This window comes from Pseudomonas asplenii (assembly GCF_900105475.1).
GTDB lineage: Bacteria > Pseudomonadota > Gammaproteobacteria > Pseudomonadales > Pseudomonadaceae > Aquipseudomonas > Aquipseudomonas asplenii.
In genome coordinates, this window is record NZ_LT629777.1 from 2110589 (window position 1) to 2122544 (window position 11956).

The 11956-nt window shown below is 63.7% G+C and carries 8 protein-coding genes; all 8 read right to left on the bottom strand.

Translation table 11 applies throughout. The features are described from left to right. Nucleotides 1–50: 50 nt before the first annotated feature. The 8 genes from BLU37_RS09600 to betB all read right to left on the bottom strand — a co-directional run bounded on the left by BLU37_RS09600 (nucleotide 51) and on the right by betB (nucleotide 11946). On the bottom strand, nucleotides 51–1229 hold the full coding sequence (locus tag BLU37_RS09600; protein ID WP_090204355.1) for a BaiN/RdsA family NAD(P)/FAD-dependent oxidoreductase: 1179 nt from the start codon (nucleotides 1227–1229) through the stop codon (nucleotides 51–53). A gap of 178 nt (nucleotides 1230–1407) precedes the next feature. Then, entirely contained in the window at nucleotides 1408–2745 is a 1338-nt protein-coding gene (gene dbpA, locus BLU37_RS09605; protein WP_232000508.1) for an ATP-dependent RNA helicase DbpA, read from the bottom strand. Nucleotides 2746–2931: 186 nt separating this feature from the next. Further along, on the bottom strand, nucleotides 2932–4362 hold the full coding sequence (gene mdtD, locus BLU37_RS09610) for a multidrug transporter subunit MdtD (RefSeq protein ID WP_090204357.1): 1431 nt from the start codon (nucleotides 4360–4362) through the stop codon (nucleotides 2932–2934). Nucleotides 4363–4396: 34 nt separating this feature from the next. Beyond that, nucleotides 4397–5275 (bottom strand): alpha/beta fold hydrolase, encoded by an 879-nt coding sequence (locus tag BLU37_RS09615; protein WP_090204360.1) that lies wholly within the window; start codon nucleotides 5273–5275, stop codon nucleotides 4397–4399. A 255-nt stretch (nucleotides 5276–5530) separates the two neighbouring features. Continuing rightward, the gene (locus BLU37_RS09620) at nucleotides 5531–6853 is read right to left on the bottom strand and encodes a TldD/PmbA family protein (protein ID WP_090204363.1); all 1323 of its coding nucleotides are present in this window, start codon (nucleotides 6851–6853) and stop codon (nucleotides 5531–5533) included. Beyond that, nucleotides 6853–8295, bottom strand: a complete 1443-nt coding sequence (locus BLU37_RS09625; RefSeq protein ID WP_090204366.1) for a TldD/PmbA family protein — start codon at nucleotides 8293–8295, stop codon at nucleotides 6853–6855. The genes BLU37_RS09620 and BLU37_RS09625 overlap by 1 nt, the downstream gene beginning before the upstream one ends. A 294-nt stretch (nucleotides 8296–8589) precedes the next feature. Then, nucleotides 8590–10293: a choline dehydrogenase gene (betA, locus tag BLU37_RS09630; RefSeq protein WP_090204369.1), complete on the bottom strand. Its 1704-nt coding sequence runs from the start codon at nucleotides 10291–10293 to the stop codon at nucleotides 8590–8592. A 183-nt stretch (nucleotides 10294–10476) separates the two neighbouring features. Next, nucleotides 10477–11946 carry a betaine-aldehyde dehydrogenase gene (betB, locus tag BLU37_RS09635; RefSeq protein WP_010444816.1) on the bottom strand — a complete coding sequence of 490 codons (1470 nt, stop codon included), beginning with the start codon at nucleotides 11944–11946 and terminating at the stop codon, nucleotides 10477–10479. Between the last annotated feature and the right edge of the window lie 10 nt (nucleotides 11947–11956).

Genomic DNA, 11956 nt, shown 5'->3' on the forward strand with positions numbered 1-11956 from the left:
AACAAAGCAAAATTTGTTCCGGGAGCGTCAGGCAGGCCTACGGAAAAACGTCAGACAAACTGCGCGGCCGCATACCCCGACGCCCAGGCCCACTGGAAGTTGAAACCGCCCAGGTGGCCACTGACATCCAGCACTTCACCGACAAAATACAAGCCCGGGCTCTTCAGCGACTCCAGGGTCTTGGAGGACACCTCGCGGGTATCGACCCCGCCCAGGGTAACCTCGGCGGTGCGATAACCCTCGGTGCCCGCAGGCACCACCTGCCAGTCGCCGAGCTTGCCGGCGATCTCGGCCAGCTCGGCCGGGGTGTACTGCTTCATCGGCTTGGAGACGAACCAGTGTTCGGCCAGCAGGTTGGCCATCTTCTTGGTGAAAACTTCACCCAGCAGGGTCTTCAGTTCGCTGTTGGGGCGTTCGGCCTGCTGCTGTTGCAGCCATTGCAGTGCATCATGGTCCGGCAGCAGATTGATATGCACCGTGTCGCCAGGCTGCCAGAACGACGAAACCTGCAGGATCGCCGGGCCGCTGAGACCTCGGTGGGTGAACAGGATATTTTCCCGGAAGCCCTGATCGTTGCAACTCACCAGGCAATCGACCGAGGTACCCGAGAGTTCCGTGCACAGGGTCTTGAGTTGATCGGTAATGGTGAAGGGCACCAGTCCCGCGCGAGTCGGTAACACCTGGTGGCCGAACTGCCGGGCGACCTGGTAACCGAAACCGGTGGCGCCGAGGGTCGGGATCGACAGCCCGCCGGTGGCGATCACCAGCGACTGGCAGGTGATCGGGCCGAGGCTGGTCTGCAGCAGGTAGCCGTTTTCCAGTTTCTCGATCTGCTGGATCGAGGTGTCCAGGTGCAGGCTGACGCCGGCCTGGTTGCATTCCTCCAGGAGCATCTCGAGGATGTCGCTGGACTTGTTGTCGCAGAACAGCTGGCCGAGTTTTTTCTCGTGATAGGGCACGCCATGCTTGGCCACCATCGCGATGAAATCCCACTGGGTGTAGCGGGCCAGTGCCGATTTGCAGAAATGCGGGTTCTGCGAGAGGAAGTTGCCCGGCTCGGTGTACAGGTTGGTGAAGTTGCAGCGCCCGCCGCCGGACATCAGGATCTTCTTCCCGGCCTTGTTGGCGTGGTCGAGCAGCAGCACCTGGCGCCCGCGGGCGGCGGCGGTCAGGGCACACATCAGGCCGGCGGCACCGGCGCCGATGATCACAACTTCAGTAGAGCGCACAACGCTGTCCTCACTCGGTTTCTGGCGGAAAGGTGTTTTGTGGGTGCAAGCTTGTCTGCTTTTCCTGTGGGAGCCGGCTGGCTGGCGATAGCGTTGTGTCAGCCAATGGAGATGCCGACTGACGGATCGCTATCGCCAGCCAGCCGGCTCCCACAAGGGCGGGAGATTCCGGCGGGGATCAGAGAATCCGCACGCGCAGCGAGCGGCCCTTGATCTTGCCGCTGTTCAGGCGTTGCAGGGCCTGCTTGGCGACGCCACGTTCCACGGCGACATAGGCCTGGAAATCGAAAATCGCGATTTTGCCGACCTGTGCCCCGGGAATCCCGGCATCGCCGGTCAGGGCGCCGAGGATATCGCCTGGACGCACCTTGTCCTTGCGCCCGGCAGCGATGCACAAGGTGCTCATGGCTGGCAGCAGCGGGCCGCCCTCCTTGGCCTTGAGGCTATCGAGCTGTTCCCAGAGCAGCGGGGCCTTCTGCAATTCTTCGATCGCCCGCGCGCGATGGGCTTCGGACGGTGCTACCAGACTGATCGCCATGCCTTTCTCGCCCGCCCGGCCGGTACGGCCGACACGGTGAATGTGGATCTCGGCGTCACGGGCCAGTTCGACGTTGATCACCATGTCCAGCGCATCGATGTCCAGGCCGCGGGCGGCGACGTCGGTGGCCACCAGCACCGAGGTGCTGCGGTTGGCGAACATCGCCAGGACCTGGTCGCGGTCGCGCTGCTCCAGATCGCCGTGCAGGCCGACGGCGGACATGCCCTTGGCGCTGAGCAGGTCGACGGTTTCCTGTACCTGCTGCTTGGTGAAGCAGAACGCCACGCACGATTGCGGGCGATAGTGGTTGAGCACTTTCACCACCGCATCGAGGCGTTCCTCTGGCGCGACTTCGAAGAAGCGCTGCTCGATCTGGCTGTCGGCGTGCATCGCCTCGGCCTTGACCTGCTGCGGGTCACGCATGAACTTGGCCGACAACTGCTTGATGCCGGTCGGGTAGGTGGCCGAGAACAGCAGCGTCTGTCGGCGTTCCGGGGTCTGGGCGATGATCGCCTCGATGGCATCGTAGAAGCCCATGTCGAGCATGCGGTCGGCTTCATCGAGCACCAGCGTGTTCAGGCCCTGCAGGACCAGCGTGCCTTTGTCCAGGTGCTGCTGGATTCGTCCGGGCGTGCCGACGATGATGTGCGCGCCGTGCTCCAGCGAGGCGATCTGCGGGCCGAAGGGCACGCCGCCGCACAGGGTCAGGACCTTGATGTTGTCCTCGGCACGGGCCAGACGGCGGATTTCCTTGGCCACCTGGTCGGCCAGCTCGCGGGTCGGACAGATCACCAATGCCTGGCAACCGAAGAACCGTGGGTTGATCGGGTTCAGCAGGCCGATGCCGAAGGCGGCGGTCTTGCCACTGCCGGTCTTGGCCTGGGCGATCAGGTCCATGCCCTTGAGGATCACCGGCAGGCTCTGCGCCTGGATCGGCGTCATCTGGGCATAACCGAGGGACTCCAGGTTAGCCAGCATGGCGGCGGACAGGGGCAGCGAGTTGAAAGCGGTGGCAATGGTGGTCACGAGGCGGGCCTGCAAAACAAAATGTCGCGCAGTGTATCAGCACCTTCTCGTCAATCCGTAACTTCTGGACGAAAAGTAGCCAAATATCCCGGTGCCTGTCGCAAAACCACCAGGGCCCCTGTAGGAACCATCGAACTGTCAGTGCTCGATATGCTGCTCCTGCACCACCCGAGCCCGGCGACCGTCCTGGGGTGAGAGCTGCAGGAAGATTGTCGCCGCCAGCATCGCCATGATGCCCACGGTGAGGAAGGTCAGTTGGAAGGCGCCGAGCACCGTCTCCACGCCATCGTTGCCGATGGCCGCAGTAAAGCCGCCGAGCAGCGCGCCGGCACAGGCCACGCCGAGGCTCAGGGACAACTGCGCCACCACCGACAGCAGGCTGTTGCCGCTACTGGCGGCCTTGTCGTCCAGATCGATCAGGGTCACGGTGTTCATCGCGGTGAATTGCAGCGAGTTGATCGCCCCGGCAATCGCCAGCATGCCCAGCAGCAGCGGATACGGCGTGTGTTCGGTGACCAGCCCCAGTGCGGCGAGCATCACCCCCAGGGCCAGAGTATTGCCGGTCAGCACGATGCGATAACCCAGGCGCTCGATCAGCGGCCGCGCTATCGATTTGGCGAACATCGCCGCCGCCGCCAGGGGCAGCATGCTCATGCCGGCCTGGGACGGCGAGTAGCCCAGCGCCACCTGCAGCAGCAAGGGCACCAGGAACGGCAGGGCGCCGCTGCCCAGGCGGGCGAACAGGTTGCCGAGGATGCCGACGGCGAACGTCCGGGTCTTGAACAGCGACGGCGCGAACAACGGATTGTCGATATGTCCGGCACGCAGCCAGTAGGCCGCCAGGCAGGCCAGGCCGGCGAACAGCAGCAACATCACCCGCAAGTGCGGCAGTTGCAGCTCGCCCAGACCCTCCATGGCGATAGTGATCAGCAGCATCGCTGCGCCGAACAGCACGAAACCGATGCCGTCGAAACGGGTGCGTTCGCTGCCGCGCAGGTCGGGGATGAATTTCCACACGGCGTAGCAACCGATCAGCCCCACCGGCAGGTTGATCAGGAAGATCCAGTGCCAGGTCAGAAATTGCACCATCCAGCCGCCCATGGTCGGGCCGATCAGCGGGCCGAGCAGGCCGGGAATGGTGATGAAACCCATGATCCGCACCAGTTCCGAACGCGGGTAGGCGCGCAGCACCACCAGCCGCCCGACCGGCAGCATCAGCGAGCCCCCCAGGCCCTGGATCACCCGGGCACCGACCAGCATGTTCAGCGAACTCGACAGTGCGCACAACAACGAGCCGATGCTGAACAGCAGGATGGCACTGAAGAACACCCGCCGGGTGCCGAAACGGTCGGAGATCCAGCCCGAGGCCGGGATCAGCAAGGCCACGGTGAGCATGTAGGCGATCACCACGCCCTGCATGCGCAAGGGGTTTTCCGCCAGGTCGCGGGCCATGGCGGGCAGGGCGGTGTTGAGGATCGTCCCGTCGAGCGATTGCATGAAGAAGGCAATGGCCACCACCCAGGGCAGCCAGCGAGCGGTCGTTGCGTCCAGCGGGGCACGGTCGGGCATGAAACGGCTCTTCGTTAGCAGGCTATGGACCTGATTATGCCTGATCGATTTGTACTTGGGCGTTACGTTGCTGTTCTATTTGCGCCTTTTGCAGCAGGAAACCGAGTAGTGCCCGGTGCACGTTGTTGGCCGCCACCCGCGACTCCAGGTCGAGCAGGTGACCGGTGTCCTCGGCGACCGAAAAGCTGCACCGGGGAATGTGTCGCTGGAACAGTCGGGCACCTTCGGCGGGCGTGTAGATGTCCTTGGCACCGTTGAGGAAGTGCACCGGAGTGCGGATATCGCAGAGCCTCTTCAGGTAGTTGCCGTCGCCCAGTTGCAGCACCTGGTCGATATGGAAACGTGCCTGACGGTATTCGGTGCTGGTCATGTTGGCGAGGTGCTGGTGGTTGGTGGTCTTGAGGCGGGGGGGGAGGAAGTGGCCGACCGTGTCGTTGAGCAGGTGGCCGATGGCGGACTTGTCGTCGACCTGGATCAGCTCATGCACCCGCTGCACGTAGGCCAGCATCGGCGGGTTGAGGTTGGGCGCCAGGGCCATGATCACCGAGCTCTCGATGGTTGGCGGGTTCCTGGCCAGCGCCAGCAGGCTGGAGATGCCGCCCCAGGAGGCCGATACCAGGTGGTTGACCTTGAAGCGTTCGATCAGCGTCAGCAGTATCTGCACCTCGTCGTTCTTGGTCACCAGGCCGGGATCGGGGTTGTAGGCCAGCGAGCGGCCGGCGAAGGGCAGGTCGAACAACAGCACGTTGAAATGTTCGGCCAGGCATTTGCTGGTGCGGGTGAAGGAGGAGGTAGTGGACAGGGCGCCATTGACCATCAGCACGGTATTACGCTGTGGATCGTCGCCGATGCGCTCGATGTGGAGGTTGAAATGCCTGAACAGGTTGGTGATGACGAAGCTTCCATGATTCATATCAAACTCCAGCAAAACACTTTCGAAAGGGGAAAGAGACGCGGCATTGAGTAACGAAATCGTAGGCGAAGCCTGATGGTTCCATGATCGGAAGACGAACGAGGTGGTGGCTTTTTAATGCCGCTCTATAGGGAAGGGTATGTATAACGCGCCTGTGTTGGCGGGACAACCGTCTGAACGGATAGGTGCGCGGGTAGCTGGGCCAGCGCGGCGGCGTGGGAGCGGCATTGCGCCAGCTCCCAGCGGGTCATCGTTTTAGAGTGTGAGTGTCAGTTGGCCGATCAGAGCACCGGGCAGCAGGTTGGACGAGGTCTGCCGCTGATCGTAGGTGCTGGCCGACAGCAGCAGCTCGCGCTCCCGGGTCAGGCCCAGCAATTCGCTACCCAGCAGACTGTAGACGCTGTCATCGAAGCGCATGGTGCTGACCGGCGCCTGGATCTCGCCGTTTTCTACCCAGAAGGTGGCGAAGCGGGTCATGCCGGTCATGCGACCCGCCGACTGGTCCGAATAGTTCAGGTACCACAGGTTGCTGATGTACAGGCCGGTGCCCAGTTCCTTGAGAATATTCTCTTGTGCCAGATCACCCGCACGCATCTGCAGGGCGCCGGGGTACTCGCCGCTGTCCGCCCCATTGGCACTCAGGCCGTATTCGGCGGCGCTGCGGGAGCTGACCATGCGGCCGTTGGCCGAGCCCTTGGCCACCAGCGACAGATCGCTGCGCGGATAACCTTCGCTGGAGAACGCCGGGCTCAGTGAACCGCTGACCTGCTCGTCCAGCCAGACATCCGGGTGGAACGACGCTTCGCTGGCATACAGCTTCTGCAACGGGCTGTATTTGCTGGCGATGGCCTGGGCCGAGAAGCCGCCCCAGCAGAGCATGCCCATGATTTCCTCCAGCGCCGCCGGTGCCAGGTAGGCGCGGTACTTGCCCGGAGCCAGGGTGCGTAGCGGCCGACCGAGGAAGGCCAACTGTTCACGGGCCTGCTGGAAGCGCCGGGCGAAGCGCTCGCTGTTCCAGTGCTCACCGGCATAACTGGCCTTGACCGCCTGGCCGTTCTGGTGGAACAGGCTCCAGTCGAAGTTGAAACTATTGGCCTGGTGCCAGCCGAAGGCGCCATCCGAGCTGGCGAAACCTCGACTGATCGGGCCGGCGGCGTAGAAACCGACGAGGTCCAGGTCACCCGCGGCCTGACGGATTTCCTCAAGTACCTGAGCGCTCTCGGGCAGCGGCTGTTCCTGCACGCTGCGGCTTTGCCAGGTGTCATGGTTGAGCAACAGGTAAGGATCGGCGGGCAGCAGCGGCAGGGTTTCGCGCAATTGCTGCAGGCCATCGGCAAGGCGCTGGCGATCCTGTTCCCGTTCGCCACAGAGGGTGATCCGCAGGTCGGCGTGGCGGCCCGTGTCGATCAGCTTGAAGTCCAGGCTGGCCTGCTGCACCTGGCCGGCCTGGCGTACCCGGCCATGGTTGAAACGGATGAACTCGGACGACTCGGCGGCATAACCGAGGGTGAAGTGTTCCGAGGTCCGCAGGTTCGCTTGCAGCCAATCCACCAGCGCCTGGAAATGAGTGTGATCCATCAGGCATCCCCTCCGAAGACATCGACATGGCTGAACACGCAGGCGGGCGAGGCGTGCCCGACGCGAATCACCTGGTTGGGTTCGCCCTTGCCGCAGTTCGGCGTACCGAGGACCTTGAAGGTGCCGGCGTCACCGACCGCGCTGAGGTTGCGCCAGAACTGTGAGGAAATACCCCGGTAGTTGGGGTTCTTGACCACGCCCTTGAGTTCACCGTTTTCGATCAACTGGCCCCATTCGCAGCCGAACTGGAACTTGTTGCGGGCATCGTCGATGGACCACGAACGGTTGGTCGACATCAGAATGCCGTGTTCGATACCGCCGACCAGTTGCTCGAACGAGCGGTCGCCCGGCTCAATGTTCAGGTTCGCCATGCGATCGATCGGCGGTCGATTCCAGCTGCTGGCGCGGCTGTTGGCGACCCCTTGCAGATTCGCCCGGAACTGCGACAGTGCTCCGCCCAGCGGTCGCAGCAGCAGTCCCTCGCGGATCAGGAACTGCTTGTGGGCGGCGCTGCCGTCGTCGTCATGGGCGTAGCTGGCCAACTGCTCGGGGATCTGTGGGTCGAAGGTCACGTTGAGCAGGCTGGAGCCATATTGCAGGTGACCGAAATCACTGGCCTGGACGAAGCTGGTACCGGCGTAATTGCGCTCGTCGCCGAGGATGCGGTCCAGTTCCAGCGGATGGCCGATGGACTCGTGGATCTGCAGGGTCATCTGGTCCGGCATCAGCAGCAGATCGCGCGGCCCCGCTGGGGTATTGGGCGCCAGCAGCAGTTGCAGGGCCTGGTCGGCGACCAGCGCCCCGGCGCCGATCAGGCCCGAGCGACCGAGCACTTCGGCGCCGCCCTGTTGGCCGAAGTTCTCCCGACCCAGGGTGCGGGTCTGGCTGTCCGTGCCGTCGAAGGCGGTGACGCTCAGACCCGGGAACACGAAGCGTTGGGCCTGGCGCAGTTCGGCGCCGGCACTGTTGAGGTAGATCTGCTCGACGTGACTGACACCGAGGCTGACTTCCCAGTTGACCAGGCGTTCGTCCCTGGGCACGGCGGCGGACTCGGCGGCCAGCAACCCATAGCAGTCACTCAGCGCCGGGAACGGCTGTGCGAGTTGTGGCGAGCAGTAATCGCCCCGCTCAGTGGAAACGGCTTGCTGGCGCAGGTCGAGCAGGGCGTACGGACCGATCCGCTGTGCCTGTTCCTCGGCCCGTTGCAGCGCGGCCTGCAGGCCTTGGCGCGAGAGGTCGTTGGTGGCGGCATAGGCTTCGACGCCATTGACCCGCACGGTCAGCATTGCACCTTCGTCGCGGCTCAGGCTGGGTGGCTCCGGGACGTTCTTGCGTACCGACAGGTATTGGCCCGATTGCCGAACGTAGCGCAGCGAAAAGAATTCGGCCCCGGTGCGCAAGGCAGCGAAGTGCTGCTTGAGCTGGGGGTGGAAGTCGAACATGAGGAAACCTCCCTGGAAATATCGGTGAGGGGCGCATCGCGCCAGTTGCCTCATAGTGCGGCGTCAGGCGCGCGCAATCCAGTCGGTGAAACAAAATGCCGGGGGATTTCAGGGTTTGCGTAGGCCTTGCGGGCCTATGGGCGGGCAGGCGGAGCAACGCCCGGCCCGTTCCCGCAGGATTTGTGTCGTAGGCCAATGCTGCGAACGACACAAAATTCTGTGGGAGCCGGCTTGCTGGCGATCCGCCCAAGGCGGCCATCCAGCCCAGCAAGCCCCCACCCGGAGGGAAGTGACTTACTGCGCGGTACGGCTCACTTCACGCAACGGCTTGCCACGCGCTGGCGCATCGCCCGCAACGTGGTAAGGCGCGGTGCTGCGCGGCAACGGTTGGCGGCCACGGATCTTGTCGGCGATTTTCTCGGCGATCATGATCGTCGGCGCGTTCAGGTTGCCGGTGGTGATGATCGGCATGATCGACGCATCGACCACCCGCAGACCCTGCATGCCATGGACACGGCCCTGACCATCGACCACCGCCATCTCGTCGGTGCCCATCTTGCACGAGCAGGACGGGTGGAACGCGGTCTCGGCGTGCTCGCGGATGAACTGGTCCAGTTGCTCGTCGGTCTGCACCTCGATCCCCGGGCTGATCTCGCGACCGCGGTAGGCATCCAGTGCCGGCTGCGCCATGATCTCGCGGGTCAGGCGGATACCGTCGCGGAACTCCTGCCAGTCCTGCTCGGTGGCCATGTAGTTGAACAGGATGCTCGGGTGCTGGCGTGGGTCCTTGGACTTGAGCTGCACGCGGCCACGGCTCGGTGAACGCATCGAGCCCATGTGCGCCTGGAAGCCGTGTTCCTTCACACCGTTACTGCCGTTGTAGTTGATGGCCACCGGCAGGAAGTGATACTGGATGTTCGGCCACTCGAACTCTTCGCGGGTACGGATGAAACCGCCAGCTTCGAACTGGTTGCTGGCGCCGATCCCGGTGCCGTTGAACAGCCATTCGGCGCCGATGGCCGGCTGATTCCACCACAGCAGCGAAGGGTACAGCGACACGGGCTGGGTACAGGCGTATTGCAGGTACAGCTCGAGGTGATCCTGCAGGTTCTCACCAACGCCCGGCAGGTCATGTACCACCGGGATATCCAGGCTTTCCAGCAGTTTGCGCGGGCCGACGCCGGAGCGCTGCAGCAATTGTGGCGAGGCGATCGCGCCGCTGCAGACGATGACTTCCTTGCGTGCGCGGGCTTCGACGCGCTCTTCGGCCGAGCCCACCAGGTAACGCACGCCGATTGCACGCTTGCCTTCGAACAGGACCTTGTCGGTCAGGGCGTGGGTGACGATGGTCAGGGTCGAACGCTTCTTGGCGATGTCCAGGTAGCCACGGGCGGTGCTGGAACGACGGCCGTTCGGCGTCACGGTACGGTCCATCGGACCGAAACCTTCCTGCTGATAGCCGTTGAGGTCTTCGGTACGCGGGTAGCCGGCCTGCACACCGGCCTCGACCATGGCGTGGAACAGCGGGTTGTTGCCGGCCTTGGGTGTGGTCACCCGTACCGGGCCTTCGCCGCCGTGGTAGTCGTTGGGGCCGATGTCGCGGGTTTCCGCCTTGCGAAAGTACGGCAGGCAGTCCAGATAGCTCCAGTCTTCGAGACCCGGCAGCTTGGCCCAGCCGTCGTAGTCCATGGCGTTGCCGCGGATGTAGCACATGCCGTTGATCAGCGAGGAGCCGCCCAGGCCCTTGCCGCGCCCGCATTCCATGCGGCGACCGTCCATGTGTGGCTCCGGGTCGGTCTCATAGGCCCAGTTGTAGCGCCGGCCCTGCAGCGGGAAAGCCAGGGCGGCGGGCATCTGGGTGCGGAAGTCGAAGCGGTAGTCGGGGCCGCCGGCTTCGAGCAGCAGAACAGTGACGCCTTCGTCTTCGGTCAGGCGGGTGGTGATGGTGTTACCGGCCGAACCGGCGCCAACGATGATGTAGTCGTATTCTTGGGACATGAAATGCACTCCCTCTGTTGAAGTGGGTCAGGGTGGGCCGTGGCGGGTGTGGTGCACCCTTTCGCGGGCAAGACCTGCGCTCCTACAGGACGATGGCGTACATCGATCATGCGTACACCGCCGTCCCTGTAGGAGCAGGGCTTGCCCGCGAAGACGGCCTCACGGGCAAGACAGAACTCGGGCTTAGAACACCGAGACGTAGTCGCCCAGTTCGACCTGAACCGATTTGATTCGGGTGAAGTTGTTCAGCGAGCTGATGCCGTTCTCACGGCCCACACCCGACTGCTTGTAGCCGCCGACCGGCATCTTCGCGTCGGATTCGCCCCAGGCGTTGATCCAGCAGATACCGGCTTCGAGCTGATGAATCACGCGGTGGGCGCGGTTCAGGTCGCGGGTCACCAGGCCAGCGGCCAGGCCGAAGTCGGTGTCATTGGCGCGACGGATCACTTCTTCCTCGGTCTCGTAGGTGAGGATGCTCATCACCGGGCCGAATATTTCCTCGCGCACGATGGTCATGTCATCGGTGCAGTCGGTGAACACGGTCGGCGCCACGTAGGCACCGTTGGCGAATTCGCCACCCAGGCGCTCGCCGCCACACAGCAGGCGGGCACCTTCTTCCTTGCCCTTGGCGATGTAGCCCAGCACGCTTTCCATGTGGGCGAAGCTGACCAGCGGACCGAAGTTGGTGTTCTCGTCTTGCGGATTGCCGACGCGAATGCGTGCCACGCGCTCGACGATCCTGGCTTCGAAGGCGGCTTTCAGGTGGCTCGGTACAAACACACGGGTGCCGTTGGTGCAGACCTGGCCGGAGCTGTAGAAGTTGGCCATCATCGCGGTGTCGGCGGCGCGATCCAGGTCGGCGTCGTCGAAGATGATCAGCGGCGACTTGCCGCCCAGTTCCATGGTCACGTCCTTGAGCGACGAACTCGAGGCACTGGCCATGACCTTCTTGCCGGTGTCGGTGCCGCCGGTGAAGGAGACTTTCTCGATGCGCGGATGCTCGGTCAGCCAAGTGCCGACTTCACGGCCGCTGCCGGTCAGGACGTTGAACACACCTGCCGGCAGGCCGGCCTCGGTGTAGATCTCGGCCAGTTTCAGGGTGGTCAGCGAAGTGACTTCGCTCGGCTTGAAGATCATCGCGTTGCCGGCGGCCAGGGCCGGGGCGGATTTCCACAGAGCGATCTGGATCGGGTAGTTCCATGCGCCGATACCGGCGACCACGCCCAGCGGCTCGCGGCGGGTGTAGACGAACGAGGTGGTGCGCAGCGGGATCTGCTCGCCTTCGATCGCCGGCACCAGGCCTGCGTAGTATTCGAGCACATCGGCACCGGTGACGATGTCGACATAGCGGGTTTCGGAATAGGCTTTGCCGGTGTCCAGGGTTTCCAGCGCGGCCAGTTCGTCGTTGCGCTCACGCAGGATCTCTACGGCGCGACGCAGGATGCGCGAACGCTCCATGGCGGTCATGGCCGCCCAGATCTTCTGGCCCTTTTCGGCACTGACCACGGCGCGTTCAACGTCTTCCCTGGTCGCACGCTGCACTTTGGCGAGAACTTCACCGTTAGCCGGGTTGATGGCATCGAACGTGGCATCGCTGCCAGCATCGGTGTAGCCGCCGTCAATGTAGAGTTTTTGCAGTTCGAAACGGGCCATAGTGTCCTCG